Source organism: Labrenzia sp. R5_0 (assembly GCF_017743835.1).
Lineage (GTDB): Bacteria > Pseudomonadota > Alphaproteobacteria > Rhizobiales > Stappiaceae > Roseibium > Roseibium algicola.
Genome location: NZ_JAGHRK010000015.1, coordinates 1 through 15,576 on the forward strand (window position 1 = coordinate 1; position 15,576 = coordinate 15,576).

Consider the following 15,576-nt stretch of genomic DNA (forward strand, 5'->3'; position numbering starts at 1 on the left):
GGGGGGAGCCGATTTCGTTGCGCAGCGGCGAAATTGGGGGGACCGCGCATCATTGACGCAAACCCTGCCTTGTCGGTGAAATTGGATGATGTTGAGAGAGAATAAACCTCTCCGTATTCGTCGGCTCCTTTCTTTCGGAACCGGTGACTCCGCTCAGCGTTCTGGCGGCGGAGGGGCAGCGATGACAGATAATTCTCACGTATTCAGGCAGCTCGCCTGTAGCGACATGGTTCGCAAGGCGGCACAGGCCAATCATCAACCGATACTGAATGACGGCCGCATCGACGCCCTGTTACAGCGGCTTTCTCACGCTGAACAGGATCCACACGGAAAGCAACAAAAAGAAGTCCGTACCGAAACTCGGACTAGTCGCCTTGCGGGCCGTGTTACGGGGACCCATATAGGTTGGTAGTTGACGTGCGTACCCCTCCTCCCAGTCCGCGCGTCGGCTGTTCCCCTCTGGAGGTTATTGACCCCCACACCTTAAGGGCCGCGGCTTTCCGCTGGCCCTTTTTCTTTAAGGAACAGCCAATCATCCATAGGCTCGGTTTCACCCTTGGGCAGAAGGAGGTTCAGCCTGCAGTATTCCCTCTCCACGAGCGTGTTGAGGCAGCGAAAATCACGCCAGATGGAGGCGAGGAAGGCAGCGCTCGCAATGGGCCGGTCAATGACTTGTTCCAGCTTCCTCGTCAAAGCCGCGCTTGTGCGTTTCAAATGCGATGAAGCATAGGGATCTTCGCATATTGCGGTGGTGATTGTGTGTATCTGCCTGACTGATCTGACTGTCTGCGCAGTTTTCAGATAAGCAGAAAAGCTCTGTCCCATAGATAGCTCCATACCGCCCCCCGAAGCTAACGCAAAAGCCCCCCGATTCTATGGGGGCGACTGCCCTCGTGGTTAAGCAGCAGTTACCATGACCCGCGTAGCTTAATCAGCCGCAGGTGGCTCCAACAACACGACCAGATGCGGGATCCGTCTCGATCGTCACCCGATCTTCTCGGAAGTCCTGGGTCACCATGTCGCCTAGCTGGATCTGACGAACGGTCTTCGCGCCGGAAAGCTGCATGGCCTCTGCGTCCGTCGGCTTGGGCTTGCCTACGAGGGCTCCAGCGGCTTCAGCATTGCATGGTGCTGAAGCCGTGGAGGGGGCGCTTCCGTCTGCGCTGCAGGCGTATAAGGCCAAAGCTACGCCGGCGATGATCAATGGCGCGGAATAGGGCAGTGACTTCATTGGGGCTCTCCTTGCTATCAAGCTCTACAAGGAGTTCAGAATTGGCTTTTTCGTGTCACTGCCGTCATAGCGAGATGAATTAACCTCACGGCCGATACGATAAAACTCGAGCTGGCTGTCCATCTGGTTTTCAAGAAGGAAGGCTTTCGCGTCAGCACCCTGAACAGAGGCATCCAACCAGGTCTTGTAGACCGATGGATCCAGCATGACGGGCATCCGCGTATGAATGTGCGCAATGTGGTCGACGGCTGGCGCTGTGATGATCGTGCAGCTGGTGACGCCTAGCTTGTCGTTATGCGCCCATAGTCCGGCGAAGGAGAAAGGCTTTCCGTCAGGGAGCTGCAACAGCCAGGGGTCTTTCTTGCCGTCCTCTTCGCTTGTGGTCCATTCGAAATAGCCATCGGCGGGGATGAGGCAGCGCTTCGACTTGAAGGGTCCGCGGAATGCCCCTGAAGTGTCGACGGTCTCGATCCTCGCATTGAACATCGCGGCCTTCGGCAATTCCTTGGCGAAGAAGGGCACGAGCCACCAGCGCCCGCAGTCGATTTCGAGGTCACCGGCTTTGTCCTTGTGGGCGAAATGGACGTTCTGTGTCGGCGCGATGTTGTAGCGCGCCGGCATGTTCGACGGAGGCGGGGCCTCAGCGTGGATATTGTAAAGGGCGTGGATTTCGGCCCAGGTCATCGTATTGGTGAAGCGGCCACACATGCCACTGTCCCTTGCTGCTGATATCGACGCCGACGGCGTTGTAGCACATACAGCTATAACGCTTGGTGCCCACAATTGCGGTGAGAGGAGCAAATCTCAATGGGTGAAGCATGGACCATAGAGGTTCAAGAGCTGGCCTCATGAGTGGCCAGATTTAATTTAATCCACATCCATATACGGGCTTCAGGTTAAGTGGAGAAAGGGCTCAACCCGCCCATCTGAAAGTCTATTTTCTCTTTTATATCAACATGTTAGTAAAAATCGCATAAGCATAATTATGGAACTTCAGCCGTAGAAAGCGCCGTATGACACCAATTCTTCAACTTAGTACTCGTTGCACTAGCCGACTCTCAGACTCACTCCGCTGACAAGGGAAGCAGCGGCTTGATTGGCGGCATCAATGGCGACTGTGATCTCCATGCCCCTTGCAAGTTCGGCGGCTAGCACACCCGTAAATTCGTCACCGGCACCATGCGTGCTGACAAGCTCCACTTTAAGCGCGGGCACCGCCAACTCCAGCCCCTCAGCCGTAGCGCAGGCCACACCTTCGCCGCCGGCTGTCACCACGGCAACAGGATAGATTTGGGCCAGAAGGCGGGCCGCACCCAGTGCGCCCTCAAGAGTTTCTACAACCGGACCCCGGGTAAGTTGCTCAGCTTCGACCTGGTTAACGACGATAACGTCCACGAGCCCTATGAGGTCCGTCGAAAGCTCCCGCGCGGGTGCCGCATTGAGTATGACACGGCCTCCTGCCAATCGCGTCGCCCGCGCCGCTGCCACATTTGCCGCATCTGGGATCTCGTTCTGCAGGACGAGGACGCCGCCTTGGGCAAAGAGTTCAGCAGCAGCATCGACATCGACCTGTCCCAAATCAAGATTGCTACCCGACACGATCACCGCGCCGTAGTCACCGTCCTGGTCGAAAATCGCCACACTCATGCCGCTTCCGGCACCTTCGACGACGCGAATGAACCTGCTGTCGACCTGTCCACTTACCTGGTTAGCCACGAGAACGCGTCCGAATTCGTCATCGGCTACGGCGCCGATCATTGCCGTGATAACACCGGTTTTGGCCGCAGCTATTGCCTGATTGCCACCCTTGCCACCGCATTTTGGCAACCAGCGCTCGCCGGCCACGGTCTCGCCCTTGCGTGGACGTCCTGGGCCGTGGACGATAATGTCGTAATGAAGGCTTCCAAAAACGATGACCTGAGACATGCTTCCTTACACAATCTTGTCTTTGCGTTTCGACATGACCGCAGCCATTGTCTTTTGCAGGTTCTTCTCCGCGACACCGTAATTCCTTTGCGCGACGGCAACGAAGAGGGCGTCCAGAATGTTGAGCTGAGCAATGCGAGCGGCGGCATTCTCCCCCATCAGCGGTGAGCCCTGAGCCGTGGAGCAGAGAACGATATCGGCCACCTGCGCCAGCGCGGATGAATTGTAGTTGGTAATCGCAATCGTTCGCGCGCCGTTCTTCCGAGCCAACTGGATTGCCTCGATGACGGCCGTCGTATTGCCGGAATGGGAAAATCCAATAGCGATGTCCTGCGGACCGAGCAGCGCGGCTGACATCAGCATCATATGCGAATCGTCCTGTACGTTGGCACGAATGCCAATGCGCAAGAACTTGTGGGCGACATCGCGGGCAATCTGGGCTGATCCGCCAACACCGTAGAAATCACGCTGCCCAGACTGATTGACCAGATCCGCCGCACGATCGAAGGCGTCCATGTCTATGATCGCGAGCGTCTCTTCGAGTGCGTTGATCGAGGTCCGGAACACCTTTTGGATGATCTCGCGAGAGGTATCCTCGATCGACAGTTCCTGATGCATTTCAGCAGTCGGCAGCTGATTGTACTGTGTGACGGCAGACCTGAAGTCTCGGTAGCCGGAAAAACCGAGCTTCTTGGTGATCTTGACCACCATCGCTTCGGATACCCCCGCTTCTGCCGCGATGTCCTTCAGCGCCGTTTCGTCTGTGAAATTGCGCAGCGCAAACACAGTTTCAACGACCCGCGCCTCCAGGGGCGTGAGATGAGGCATCATCATTCGGATGCGCGGGCCTACCGCCTTCAAGTCATTCAGGGAATTCATCCACGGCCTCTCGTTACGCGATCGATCATCATCGCCACGAGAATTATAAGGCCGGTCGCCAGCAGTTGATAGAAGGCCTGAACGTTCATCAACGTGAGACCATTGCGCATGCTACCGAGAATGATCGCACCAAGAAGCGTACCGACGACACTGCCCTTGCCACCCATCAAGGAGGCGCCGCCGATGGCTGCAGCCGCGATCGCGTCCAGTTCCCAAAGGTTGCCAAGGATAGGTTCGGCAGCACCCAGGCGTCCGATCAGGATCATCGAGGCAAGGGCTGCCAACGCACCGGAGATCACATAGGCCGTGATCTTGGTGATCGCGATCGGCACGCCAGCCACATAAGCGGCCTCTTCATTGCCGCCGACAGCCAGCAGATACTCGCCAAGTGGTGTCTTCTTGAGAAGAACCCAGGCAAGGATTGCCACAACTGCAACCATAAGGACCGAGTTGGGAATGCCGGCGACCGATCCATTAAACAGGGAGCGGAACTCCGGTGGCAGTCCAAAGACCGGATTGCCTCCGGTATAGATCAGGGCAATAGCGCGATAGGTGCTGAGCGTTCCAAGCGTCACGATGAAGGGCTGAAGTCCGATATAGGCAACGAGAACACCGTTGACCAAGCCACAGATGACGCCAATGCCAAGGCCGGCTAGAATAGCGAGCGGGATCGGCGTACCAGAGACCAAAAGGGCTGCCGTAATGACGGCGGCGATGGCAGCCGTAGGGCCGACCGAAAGATCAATGCCTCCGGAGATGATGACCAGCGTCATACCGAGCGCCAGGCAGGCATTGATGCTCGATTGCTGCAGGATGTTGACGAGGTTCCTTTGCGACAGGAAATCGGGAACGAGCAGGCCGAAGATAGCGATGATGATAATCAGTCCGATCAAAGTGCCGGCATCGCGAAGAGACAATGATCCAAGCAGTTTCGACTGTGTTGCGGCCGCATGAAGCGTTGTATCGGACATGACATTCATTCCTGTTGGCTTTGCCGGGCGGGGGCACGAAGTCCCTTGCCGACGGCATGAGAAACAATGGCTTGCTCTGTGAGTTCTTCGCGCTGCAGTTCGGCCACCACCGTCCCCTCGCGCATGACGAGGACCCTGTCGGACACACGCATGACTTCGGGGAGTTCAGATGAAACGACCACCACGGAATGACCTTCGCAGGCGAGTTCCTCGATGAGATTGTAGATTTCGGACTTGGCACCGACATCGATGCCACGTGTCGGCTCGTCGAACAGCAAAATCTTGGATCCCGCGGCCAGCCACCGGGCAATGATTGCCTTCTGCTGATTGCCACCACTGAACAGGCGAATTGGTCGATCGAGCAGAAACGGGCGAAGGTTGACGCGGGTCAACAATTCGGCCGCTGTACGCCTCAAGGCCCCATGCCGGATGATGCCAGCGGGCGCGAAACGTTTCATCGATGGCAGCGCGACATTGTTGGTAACCGAACGGCCGGGAATTATGCCTTCACGCTTGCGTTCCTCAGGCAGAAGGCCAATACCCGCCGCAATGGCAGCACGCGGATTGGAAAGTGTCAGGGTCGACCCGTCGATCTGGATGGTTCCGCCAGTCGCCCTATCGGCACCCGCGATGAGACGAAGCAGTTCCGTGCGGCCAGAACCAACCAAACCGGCAATGCCGAGCACTTCCCCCTTGTGTAGGTCAAAGGAAACATCCCGGACCTTGGCAGAGGAGAGATTGCGCGCTTCGATACGGACATCCCGGGTCGCGTGGGACACATGCTCTTCTGCCTGCAGTTCCCTGCCGACCATCATCGAGATGACGTCGGCCGGCTCAGTCTGCTTGAGGTCAACGACACCAACCAGCCGGCCGTCCCGCATCACGCTTGCGCGCTCGCAGATTCCGAATACCTCGTCCATCTTGTGGGAAACATAGATGATTGTTACGCCGCTCGCGGCTAACCGCTTGATGACCTCCGCAAGGCTCTCAAATTCGCTCGGCGTGAGGCTTGAAGTTGGCTCGTCCATGGCAATAATCTTGGCCTTGTCGAGCAAAGCGCGGGCGATTTCGACCACCTGCCGCTGCGCCACTTTCAGTGACGATATCGGCGCTGCGGGATCAATCGAAGCATCGATCATCGCTAGCGCTTCGGCAGCCCGCCTTTCCTGCTCGCGCCGGTTTACCAAGAGCCCACCTGCCCAGGTAATCGGGTGCCCTAGGAACATGTTCTGGGCGACGGTCAGGTGCGGCACTTGCTGCAGTTCCTGGTGAATCATCGCAACACCGGCAAGGCGAGCGCTCTCAGGTGTCCTGAAGGCCTGAGCCACGCCATCGATCAAAAGCTGCCCGCTTGTCGGCTTGAAGACCCCGGACAAGATACGCAGCAGGGTCGACTTACCTGCCCCGTTTTCACCAAGCAGTGCATGGATTTCGCCGGGTGCAATCTGAAAGGAGACATCGGACAGGGCACGTACGCTCGGAAACACCTTCGTCATGCCTTCGAAAGCTAGTCTGGCAGTGGTCATGATCTCTGTGCCCTTCGTGAGGATCGGCGGCCGGTCCAGAGCGGACCGACCACCTGCCTTGGGAGGCCTTACTTGCCGGCAGCCTTCATCAGCACGGCACGAAGATCGACGCCTTCGCCCTGGAACTCGGCGACATTGTCCTTGGTGATCAGCGCCTGGGGTGTTGCGACGACACGCGGCAGATCCTGGCCGGCGACGAGACGCAGAGCGACTTCCATACCAACTTCACCGGTCAGAACCGGGAAGCTGTCGACGGTGCCAGTCAGCTCACCTGCTTTGATCGAGGCATAGGCATCGGAAATACCGTCTGTGCCGAAAACGGCAACCTTTTCAAGCAGGCCGGCGGCCTTTACCGCTTCGACGATGCCAAGCGCCATGCCATCATTGTTAGCATAGAAGCCAACGAGATCCGGATGCTGCTGCAGGATGTTGGTTGCCGCATCATAGGACATCTGGCGATCCCAGTTGCCGGGCACGCTGGCCACGACCTGGAACTTGCCGGATTCTTCAATTGTCTTTCTGAAGCCATCGGTCCGCTGCACGGCCGCATAGACACCGGCCTGTCCTTCAACAATGGCAACCTTGCCACCTTCCGGGCGATTATCGATGAACCACTTGGCGACGCGCACGCCATTGTCGCGCTGAACGTTTCCGACATAGTGCTCGGCTTGCGGGATAACGGCGTCGTTTACATTGACGACCGGCACGCCGGCAGCCTTGGCCTGCTCCATGATCGGCTGCAGGTTGGCGTCGGTCTGCGGCGACAGGAGAAGAACGTTATAGCCCTGCGTGACCATGCCTTCGGCAATCGTCAGCTGGCCCAGCTGGTCTCCCTCGCTTTGCGCGGCCTGATAGACACTCTCGACGCCGACCCTATCGGCAAAGGCCTTGTAGCCCTCGCCGAGCGAACGCCAGTATTCGTTCGTCAGGGTCTTGGAAACGCCACCGGCTTTGGTACCGGCGGGGATTGCCGGAAATGCGCCGAACTTTGCTTCCAGTTCAGACCAGTCCATCCGATCTGGCTCAGAGTCAGAATTGAGCGGGGCAAGATCTTGAGCAAAGGCTGCGCCGGCCCAGAGGCTCGCCGCCACGGCAAGCGTCAAAAGTCTATTCATCGGTTCCTCCCGAGTTTCATGATAATGGCGTTACGTGTTGGCCCCGAGCATCAGCTCCTGCAAAATGGCCTGGGCCGCCACGGCATCCTGGCGGTCAATCGCACCAGTGAGGCGATTGTCCTGCTCGAGGCGATCAACGACATTCAGCATCCGCTTGACGGTCGCGATGTTCACCTCGCATTCGTGAACCGGATCAAGTCCGGTCATGTCTGGGAATGTGTCGAAATAGATGGCACCGTCGTAGCCATCACGACGGATCTGCCGCAGCAGTTCAATTGTCTGGACCGTGTGTACGGCGCCAACCATGAGACCATCGTCCCGCTTGGCATAACCATCGTTCAGATGGACGCCGAGAAGCTTGCTGTGTCTGGCAATCAGGGCTGCAGCAAAGGCCGGTTGCTCGTCGGCATAAAGAACATGGGCAAAGTCGAGCGTGACACCAAGATTGTCTGCACCAACATCGCGGATCGCCAGCAGCGTCGTTGCCGCATCAGGCATCAGGCTGTAGGATCGCGGCTCGTTCGGCTTATACTCGATGCTGATCATGCAATCGGGATCATGCTCACAAACTTCACGAATTCCATCAATTTCGTGTTGCCACAAGCGGGCGTAGTCCGCCTGGAACGCGTAGTCGAAACCGTCTTGGCCGAGCCACAGCGTCATGAGGCTTGAACCCACCTCGCGGGCAGCGTCGATCCCCTTCTTGGTAAGATCGATTGCCTCCCGCCGGACAGCAGCGTCAGGATGGGTGAACGCCCCGAGCTTGAATGCCGGGTTGGTGTAATAGCGCATGGCAAAGCCGTTAATCGCAAGCCCGAGATCGCCTAGCTTCTTTGCCAACTCGCGCGGATCTTCGCCAAGATGATCGGGAAAATTGAGATCAAGGTCAGTCAGGCCCTGAACGCGCGCGGCGCGCTCGGCCATCTGCAAGACGCTGGGTTTGCCTTTGATACCCGGCCACGCAATGTGCGCTGCGGAAGCGAAGGAGTTCAGGCGAGTGGCGAAACGGGGCTCGGTCAAGATCAATATTCCCAAAAGTTATCTGCCTCAACTTCACGATTTATCTTCAATTTGTAAAGTTAGAAAGTGTTGTGCGTCGCAGCGTTCCCGCCCCCGAAATGCTACGTGGTGCGAGGACAGTCAGTCGGAACCCGCTCGACGAAGTTGCTGAAGTCGCTCAAATAATTGCGCAGGAACGTCTCGGTCGATCCAACGCTGACATTGCCATCGTCGGAAATCAGGTCCGGCGTGAACTGGATATAGGCTTCGATCGCATTCATCATCGGGGAGTTGCAGAAGCTAAGGATGCTCTTCAGGTACTGCTGTCCAACGGCAGTGCCGATAGCCCCAGGCGAGGTTCCGATGATGCCCAATGGCTTACGGTTTAACGAGTTCTGTCCTCGGGGGCGGCTCGTCCAGTCGATGGCGTTCCGCAGCCCACCCGGGATCGAGAGGTTCTATTCCGGTGTAACGAAAGGAACCGCGTCCACGTCCGCAACGGCCGCCTTGAAATCCTGGGCGACTGCCGGGTGGTTGCCCTTGGCTGCAGAAGCCGAACGCGAAGCAAGACGCCCGGCCGCGCCTTCGCCCGCTACTCCGCCACGAAGCCAGCCGCCTTGTGGCTGCCATCGCAATACGGCTTGTTCTGCGACGCGCCGCAACGGCAGAAAAAGGCCTGACGCACTTTGTTGACCGTCCGGCCCGTGCCGCTGACGACCTCCAGGTTGCCGGTGGTCTTCAACGGCCCGTTCGGTTGCGGCAGCAGATCGACGGGCCCGTCGCGCGCCTCCAGCGTTGGGGTGTCCTTTGCCGCCGGTTCGCCCGTCGCTGCGAATCCGGCAGCGGTATGCGAGCCGTCGCAGAAGGGCTTGGTCTGCGATTGGCCGCAGCGGCAGAGGGTGGCCCGCACCCGGCCCAGCGGTTCTCCGCGCAACCGCAGGTCCGCCTCGATCGCCAGGGGGCCGTTTTCCCGCACCCGAACCGTGTTCACCACTGGCGACTGTTCCGTGGTCTGCGCGCCGTCATTGCGGCTGACGCTGATCGCTCCCGACGGACAGGTGAGGCCGATCAGCATGACCGTCTCGACGGACGCGGCATCGGGGTAGATCCACTCACCCTTCACATTCGGCACAAAGACCTCGGGATGGCTCAGAACGCAGTTGCGCGAGTGGACGCACAACGACGCGTCGAACCGGATAGTGACCTCCTTGCCCCTGACAATCTCGACCATGTGCAGTCTCCCCAATCAGCGAAAATCGCATGACCAGCACCCGGCAAGGCTGCGCCTCTGCACTCCGGCTCGTCAAGGATTCGAAAGGACAGAGCAGATATAGGGACACTCACACCCGTTCCAGCGCGATGGCGATGCCCTGCCCCACGCCGATGCACATGGTAGAGAGTGAGCGCCTGCCGTGGGTGTGGCGCAATTCCAGCGCCGCCGTGCCGGTGATCCTCGCACCCGACATGCCCAAAGGATGACCCAACGCAATCGCCCCGCCGTTGCGGTTCACCCGAGTATCGTCGTCGGCGATCCCGAGCTGGCGCAGCGTGGCCACGCCTTGCGCGGCGAAGGCCTCGTTCAGTTCGATCACGTCGAAATCGGCCTGCGTCAGACCGAGCCTCGCCATCAGCTTCTGGCTCGCGGGCGCCGGGCCGATGCCCATGATGCGCGGCGGCACGCCCGCGGTCGCCCCGCCGAGGATGCGGGCGATCGGCGTCAGCCCATGCACGCGCGCAGCTGCCGCCGAGGCGAGGATCAGCGCTGCCGCGCCATCGTTGACGCCCGAGGCATTGCCCGCCGTGACCGAGCCGTTCGGGAACAGGGGCTTCAGCTTGCCCAGCGAGTCGAGGGTCGTGGCGCGGGGGTGTTCGTCGCGGTCCACCACCAGCGCCTCGCCCTTGCGCTGCGGGATCGTCACCGGGGTGATCTCTTGCGCGAGGCGCCCGTTGGCTTGCGCGGCCGACGCCTTGGCCTGGCTGGCCAGCGCCATCGCGTCCTGCGCCTCGCGGCTGATGCCGTAGTCATCCGCCACGTTCTGCCCGGTCTGCGGCATCGAATCCGTGCCCCAGGCCGCATGCATCGCCGGATTGATCAGCCGCCAGCCGATGGTGGTGTCGCAGATCTCGGCGTTGCGGGAAAAGGCGCTGTCGGCCTTGGGCATCACGAAGGGGGCGCGGCTCATGCTTTCGACACCGCCCGCGATGACCAGCTGCGCCTCGCCGGCGGCGATCTGGCGGGCCGAGGTCAGCACCGCGTCCATCCCCGAGCCACAAAGCCGGTTGATCGTGGTCCCCGTCACTCCGACCGGCAAACCTGCCAGCAACAGCGACATGCGCGCCACGTTACGGTTGTCCTCGCCCGCCTGATTAGCGCAGCCGAAGATCACGTCATCCACCGCTTCCCAATCCACGCCGGCGTTGCGGTCCATCAGCGCGCGGAGCGGAATGGCCCCCAGATCGTCGGGGCGCACCGACGACAGTGCCCCGCCATACCGGCCGATCGGCGTGCGGATGTAGTCGCAGATGAAGACGTCGGTCATATTGATGCTCCAAATGTAGCAGGCTTACAGCTTCTCGATCAACTCCGGGATGGCCGTGAAGAGGTCGGCGACCAAGCCATAGTCGGCGACCCGGAAGATCGGAGCCTCTTCGTCCTTGTTGATGGCGACGATGACCTTGCTGTCCTTCATCCCCGCAAGATGCTGGATCGCACCCGAGATGCCGACCGCGACATAAAGGTCCGGCGCCACGACCTTGCCGGTCTGGCCGACCTGCCAGTCGTTCGGCGCGTAGCCACTGTCCACCGCCGCCCGGGACGCCCCGACAGCGGCATTCAGCTTGTCCGCCAGCTTCTCGATCAGCGCGAAGTCGGCCTGGCTGCCCACGCCGCGCCCGCCCGAGACCACGATCCCGGCCGAGGTCAGCTCCAGACGGTCGCTGGACGCCACCTTGTCCTCGACCCAGGCCGAGAGACTGCCGTCCACGCTGGCCGAGACCTTCTCGACCGGGGCGTTGCCGCCCTTGCCGACCGCATCGAAGGTCGCGGTGCGGATGGTCATGACCTTCTTCGCATCCGAGGTCCTGACCGTCTGGATCGCGTTCCCGGCATAGATCGGGCGGTCGAAGGTCGAGCCGTCATGCACGGCGAGAACTTCCGAGATCACCATCACGTCGAGCAGCGCGGCCACGCGCGGCAGCACCGACTTCGACAGCGCGCCCGAGGCGGCGACGATGTGCTCGTAGTCGCCCGCCAGCGACACGATCAGCGCGGCGGTGGGTTCAGCCAAGCCATGGGCATAGGCCGCATCCTCGGCCAGAAGCACCTTGGCCACGCCGTCCAGCGTTGCGGCCTCGGCCGCTGCGGCAGTGGCGTCCGGACCGGCGACCAGCACCGTCACCGGACCCAGCGACATCACCGCGGTCAGCGCCTTGGCCACCTGGTCGGTCGCCATTTTGCCATCGACCACATCAGCAAGAAGAAGAACGGCCATCTCAGATCACCCCCGCTTCGTCTTTCAGTTTCTGGATCAGCTCGGCCACGGAAGCCACCTTGACCCCCGCCTTGCGGCCCGCCGGTTCAACGGTCTTGACCACCGTCAGGCGGGGCGAGACGTCCACGCCATAGTCGGCGGGCGTCTTGGTGGCCAAGGGCTTGGCCTTGGCCTTCATGATGTTCGGCAAGGACGCATAGCGCGGCTCGTTCAGGCGCAGATCGACGGTGATGATGGTCGGCAGCTTGACCGAAATCGTCTGCAACCCGCCGTCCACCTCGCGCGTCACGCGGGCCGTGTCGCCCTCGATGGCGACCTCGGAGGCGAAGGTCGCCTGGCTCCAGCCCAGCAGGGCGGCCAGCATCTGGCCCGTGGCGTTCATGTCGTTGTCGATCGCCTGCTTGCCGCAGAGGACGAGGCCCGGCGCCTCTTCCTTGACGACCGCAGCCAGCAGCTTGGCCACGGCCAGCGGCTCGATATCGGTGTGGACGTCGGCGGCGGCCTCGATCAGGATCGCCCGGTCCGCGCCCATCGCAAGCGCATTGCGCAGCGTCTCTTGCGCCTGCTTGACGCCGATCGAGACGACGACGACCTCCGTCGCGACGCCCTTCTCCTTCAGCCGGATCGCCTCTTCCACCGCGATCTCGTCGAAGGGGTTCATCGACATCTTGACGTTCGCAAGGTCAACCCCCGACCCGTCCGCCTTGACCCGAACCTTCACGTTGTAGTCGATCACCCGCTTGACCGGGACCAATACCTTCATGGGAGGGCTTCCTTTCTCAAATCCCCTGTCCGCCCGGTCGAGCCGGGCGGACAGGGCAGGCTTTGGGGTCAGTTTGCGGTATAGCCGCCGTCGACGACGATCTCGGCACCATGGACGAACGAGGCTTCGTCGGACGCAAGGAAGAGCACCGCGTTCGACACTTCCTCGGGCTTGCTCGGGCGCTTGAGCAGCGTCGATCCCAGGATCGCCTGCCGCGTGGCCGGATCGGCGTGCAGCAGGTCCTTGGTCATCGGCGTGTCGATGACGCCGGGGTGGATCGAGTTCACCCGGATCCCGGTATCCGCCAGATCGACGGCGCAGGATTTCGTCAGCATCCGCACAGCACCCTTGGAGCCGATATAGGCCCCCGCCATCGCCGCACCGACGATGCCGTAGATCGACGAGATGTTGACGATCGACGCCTTGCCCGCTTCCTTCATCAGCGGCACGGCGGCCCGGATGCCCAGATAGACGCCCTTCACGTTGACGTTCATCGTCAGGTCGAATTCCTCGGGCGTGGTTTCGTGCAGGGGCTTCAGGATCAGCACGCCCGCGTTGTTGACAAGAATGTCGAGCCGCCCGGCCTTGGCGCGCACGGTGGCAATGGCGTTGGCCCAGTCGGCTGCGCTTGCCACGTCATGCCTGATGAAGTCGGCCTTGCCGCCAGCGGCCACGATGCCTTTGGCAACCCCCTCACCCGCCGCCACGTCGCGGTCGGTGACGAAGACATGCGCGCCTTCGCGCGCCAGAAGTTCGGAGTGGGACTTGCCCATCCCCATTGCAGCACCCGTCACGAGGGCGACTTTTCCAGATACACGTCCCACAGACTCTCTCCCTTTTTTTGCTGTGTGGTTTTCTTGGCGCACAGCGATGGGCCGGGCAGAATCCTGCCCGGCCCGCCGTGTGTTCCGCTGCGTCAGGCGCTTGCCATCTCGCGGTCGAAGATCATGGTCTGATAACCACTGTCCTTCACCGCATTGATCGCATTGCGGTAATTGCCGATGCCCGCCATGTAGAACATCACCGCGTTCTTCTTGCCGGGGATGTTCGCACCGAAGATCCAGCTTTCGGCTTTCGGGAACAGGGTCATGTCGGCGATCGTCCGGCAGAGCGTGACCCATTCGTCGCGGGCGGCCTCGGTCGGCTCGATGCAGCACAGACCCTTGGCTTCCATCATCTCGATGGTGTCGGCGATCCACTCGACCTGCGTTTCGATGCTCGGCGGCAGGTTGGTGAAGGGGCCGTTCGGGCCAAGGATCATGAAGAGGTTCGGGAAGTCCGTCTCCATCATGCCAAGGTAACCGAGCGGGCCGTCCTTCCACTTGTCCCGCATGGTCACGCCCCCGCGGCCGCGCATGTCCATCTTGACGTAGTTGCCGTCCACCGCGTCGAATCCGGTGGCGAAGATCACCACATCCAGTTCGTGTTCCGCGCCGCTTTCCAGCCGGATGCCGGTCGGGGTGAACTCGGCAATCGGGTCGGCCTTTACATCGGCGAGGGTCACGTTCGGACGGTTGTAGACCTCGTAGTAGTTGTCCCCGCACAAGGGCCGCTTGGCGTAGATGTCGCGCGGCGTCAGCGCCTTTGCGGTTGCGGGATCCTTCACGATTTCCCTGATCTTCTTCTTGATGAAGTCGGCCGCCGCATCGTTTGCGATCTGACTGGTCGCGATGTCGCAGAACGTGCCGAACATGAAGTAGAAACCGCCGCCGCGCTGCCATGCGGCCTCGAACACGCGCTCGCGTTCTTCAGGCGAAGCGGTTTCCGCCGGCACGGTGCTTTCCTGGAAGCCGAAGGCCACAACCGACGATTTGACCTGCTTCCAGATGTCATCGTAGTTGGCCTTTTGCTGGGCGATGGTCGCCTCGTCCTGGGGCGTGTTGCCGATCGGCACGACATACTGGGGCGAGCGCTGGAACACCGTCAGATGCCCGGCAATCGGCGCCGTCGCGGTGATGACCTGAACCCCCGTGGAGCCGGTGCCGATCACACCCACGCGCTTGCCCTTGAGGTCAATCCCCTCAGGCCAGGCGCCGGTGTGCAGCACCTGTCCCTTGAAGCTGTCGATGCCCTTGAACTTCGGTGTGTTCGTTGCGGACAGGAGCCCGAGACCCGTGATCAGATACTTGCAGGTCACTATCTGGCCCTTGTCGGTCGTGACATGCCACAGACCGGTTTCGTCGTTGAAATGGGTCGCTGTAACGCGGGTGTTGAACTGGTAGCTGCGGCGCAGATCGTAGGTGTCCGCGACCTCGTTCATGTAGTCGAGGATTTCGGGCTGCGTCAGATAGCGGGTCTTCCAGCGGCCCTTTTGCAAAAGCTCGCCGCTGAAGGAATAGCGGTAGACGAAGCTTTCGGTATCGGACAGCGCGCCGGGATAGCGGTTCCAGTACCAGGTGCCGCCCACATCGCCCGCACTGTCGAAGGCCTTGACGTTCAGGCCCTGCTCGTTGCGCAGCTTGTAGACGGAATACAGGCCGCCAAAGCCCGCGCCTATCACGACGGCGTCGAAATCGGCGCCCTTGGTCTTGGTGGTTTCCAGAGATTTGGTCATGCTACTCCTCCCAGAGCATGACACCGCCGCCCCGCGAACCGCGGGTGAGGTGCCGGTTGACTGTTATGAAAGGTGGGGGGGTGCCCCGCGCCGTCGGGCGGCGCCGGGGCGGGGGGATCAG

General features: G+C 60.8%; 15 protein-coding genes and 1 pseudogene. All 16 read right to left on the reverse strand.

Going from position 1 to position 15,576, the window contains the following annotated elements:
* Window positions 1-483 precede the first annotated feature (483 nt).
* The 16 genes and pseudogenes from J7447_RS30815 to J7447_RS30890 all read right to left on the reverse strand — a co-directional run bounded on the left by J7447_RS30815 (window position 484) and on the right by J7447_RS30890 (window position 15,455).
* Window positions 484-825 carry a hypothetical protein gene (locus J7447_RS30815; RefSeq protein ID WP_152508046.1) on the reverse strand — a complete coding sequence of 114 codons (342 nt, stop codon included), beginning with the start codon at window positions 823-825 and terminating at the stop codon, window positions 484-486.
* A gap of 106 nt (window positions 826-931) precedes the next feature.
* A complete protein-coding gene (locus J7447_RS30820) occupies window positions 932-1,231 on the reverse strand; it encodes an I78 family peptidase inhibitor (RefSeq protein ID WP_152508045.1) in 300 nt (99 codons plus the stop codon).
* Window positions 1,232-1,255: 24 nt separating this feature from the next.
* Complete coding sequence (locus J7447_RS30825) at window positions 1,256-1,939, reverse strand: SOS response-associated peptidase (protein ID WP_152508044.1); 684 nt, start codon at window positions 1,937-1,939, stop codon at window positions 1,256-1,258.
* Window positions 1,940-2,278: 339 nt separating this feature from the next.
* Complete coding sequence (locus J7447_RS30830; protein ID WP_152508043.1) at window positions 2,279-3,157, reverse strand: ribokinase; 879 nt, start codon at window positions 3,155-3,157, stop codon at window positions 2,279-2,281.
* 6 nt (window positions 3,158-3,163) lie between these two features.
* A complete protein-coding gene (locus tag J7447_RS30835) occupies window positions 3,164-4,036 on the reverse strand; it encodes a MurR/RpiR family transcriptional regulator (RefSeq protein ID WP_152508042.1) in 873 nt (290 codons plus the stop codon).
* Window positions 4,033-5,007 carry an ABC transporter permease gene (locus J7447_RS30840; RefSeq protein WP_152508041.1) on the reverse strand — a complete coding sequence of 325 codons (975 nt, stop codon included), beginning with the start codon at window positions 5,005-5,007 and terminating at the stop codon, window positions 4,033-4,035. Before J7447_RS30840 ends, J7447_RS30835 begins: the two co-directional genes overlap by 4 nt.
* A 5-nt stretch (window positions 5,008-5,012) precedes the next feature.
* On the reverse strand, window positions 5,013-6,533 hold the full coding sequence (locus J7447_RS30845; protein ID WP_152508040.1) for a sugar ABC transporter ATP-binding protein: 1,521 nt from the start codon (window positions 6,531-6,533) through the stop codon (window positions 5,013-5,015).
* Window positions 6,534-6,601: 68 nt separating this feature from the next.
* Window positions 6,602-7,648, reverse strand: a complete 1,047-nt coding sequence (locus J7447_RS30850; protein WP_152508039.1) for a substrate-binding domain-containing protein — start codon at window positions 7,646-7,648, stop codon at window positions 6,602-6,604.
* Window positions 7,649-7,678: 30 nt separating this feature from the next.
* Window positions 7,679-8,668, reverse strand: a complete 990-nt coding sequence (locus J7447_RS30855) for a TIM barrel protein (protein WP_152508038.1) — start codon at window positions 8,666-8,668, stop codon at window positions 7,679-7,681.
* A 101-nt stretch (window positions 8,669-8,769) separates the two neighbouring features.
* Window positions 8,770-9,282: pseudogene (locus J7447_RS30860) on the reverse strand (NADPH-dependent FMN reductase).
* Complete coding sequence (locus J7447_RS30865; RefSeq protein WP_050474501.1) at window positions 9,240-9,878, reverse strand: CDGSH iron-sulfur domain-containing protein; 639 nt, start codon at window positions 9,876-9,878, stop codon at window positions 9,240-9,242. Before J7447_RS30865 ends, J7447_RS30860 begins: the two are co-directional and overlap by 43 nt.
* A gap of 109 nt (window positions 9,879-9,987) precedes the next feature.
* Entirely contained in the window at window positions 9,988-11,187 is a 1,200-nt protein-coding gene (pcaF, locus tag J7447_RS30870; RefSeq protein WP_050474500.1) for a 3-oxoadipyl-CoA thiolase, read from the reverse strand.
* 24 nt (window positions 11,188-11,211) lie between these two features.
* Window positions 11,212-12,138 carry an FAD-binding protein gene (locus tag J7447_RS30875; RefSeq protein WP_152508037.1) on the reverse strand — a complete coding sequence of 309 codons (927 nt, stop codon included), beginning with the start codon at window positions 12,136-12,138 and terminating at the stop codon, window positions 11,212-11,214.
* Window position 12,139: 1 nt separating this feature from the next.
* Complete coding sequence (locus J7447_RS30880) at window positions 12,140-12,901, reverse strand: electron transfer flavoprotein subunit beta/FixA family protein (protein WP_050474498.1); 762 nt, start codon at window positions 12,899-12,901, stop codon at window positions 12,140-12,142.
* Between the two features lie 68 nt (window positions 12,902-12,969).
* Window positions 12,970-13,725 (reverse strand): glucose 1-dehydrogenase, encoded by a 756-nt coding sequence (locus J7447_RS30885; RefSeq protein ID WP_050474497.1) that lies wholly within the window; start codon window positions 13,723-13,725, stop codon window positions 12,970-12,972.
* A 92-nt stretch (window positions 13,726-13,817) separates the two neighbouring features.
* Complete coding sequence (locus J7447_RS30890) at window positions 13,818-15,455, reverse strand: NAD(P)/FAD-dependent oxidoreductase (RefSeq protein WP_050474496.1); 1,638 nt, start codon at window positions 15,453-15,455, stop codon at window positions 13,818-13,820.
* Window positions 15,456-15,576: the final 121 nt, after the last annotated feature.

Coding starts and splice junctions, on each gene's coding strand:
- J7447_RS30815 (WP_152508046.1), bottom strand. CDS start 825: ATGGGACAGAGCTTTTCTGCTTATCTGAAAACTGCGCAGACAGTCAGA.
- J7447_RS30820 (WP_152508045.1), bottom strand. CDS start 1,231: ATGAAGTCACTGCCCTATTCCGCGCCATTGATCATCGCCGGCGTAGCT.
- J7447_RS30825 (WP_152508044.1), bottom strand. CDS start 1,939: ATGTGTGGCCGCTTCACCAATACGATGACCTGGGCCGAAATCCACGCC.
- J7447_RS30830 (WP_152508043.1), bottom strand. CDS start 3,157: ATGTCTCAGGTCATCGTTTTTGGAAGCCTTCATTACGACATTATCGTC.
- J7447_RS30835 (WP_152508042.1), bottom strand. CDS start 4,036: ATGAATTCCCTGAATGACTTGAAGGCGGTAGGCCCGCGCATCCGAATG.
- J7447_RS30840 (WP_152508041.1), bottom strand. CDS start 5,007: ATGTCCGATACAACGCTTCATGCGGCCGCAACACAGTCGAAACTGCTT.
- J7447_RS30845 (WP_152508040.1), bottom strand. CDS start 6,533: ATGACCACTGCCAGACTAGCTTTCGAAGGCATGACGAAGGTGTTTCCG.
- J7447_RS30850 (WP_152508039.1), bottom strand. CDS start 7,648: ATGAATAGACTTTTGACGCTTGCCGTGGCGGCGAGCCTCTGGGCCGGC.
- J7447_RS30865 (WP_050474501.1), bottom strand. CDS start 9,878: ATGGTCGAGATTGTCAGGGGCAAGGAGGTCACTATCCGGTTCGACGCG.
- pcaF (WP_050474500.1), bottom strand. CDS start 11,187: ATGACCGACGTCTTCATCTGCGACTACATCCGCACGCCGATCGGCCGG.
- J7447_RS30875 (WP_152508037.1), bottom strand. CDS start 12,138: ATGGCCGTTCTTCTTCTTGCTGATGTGGTCGATGGCAAAATGGCGACC.
- J7447_RS30880 (WP_050474498.1), bottom strand. CDS start 12,901: ATGAAGGTATTGGTCCCGGTCAAGCGGGTGATCGACTACAACGTGAAG.
- J7447_RS30890 (WP_050474496.1), bottom strand. CDS start 15,455: ATGACCAAATCTCTGGAAACCACCAAGACCAAGGGCGCCGATTTCGAC.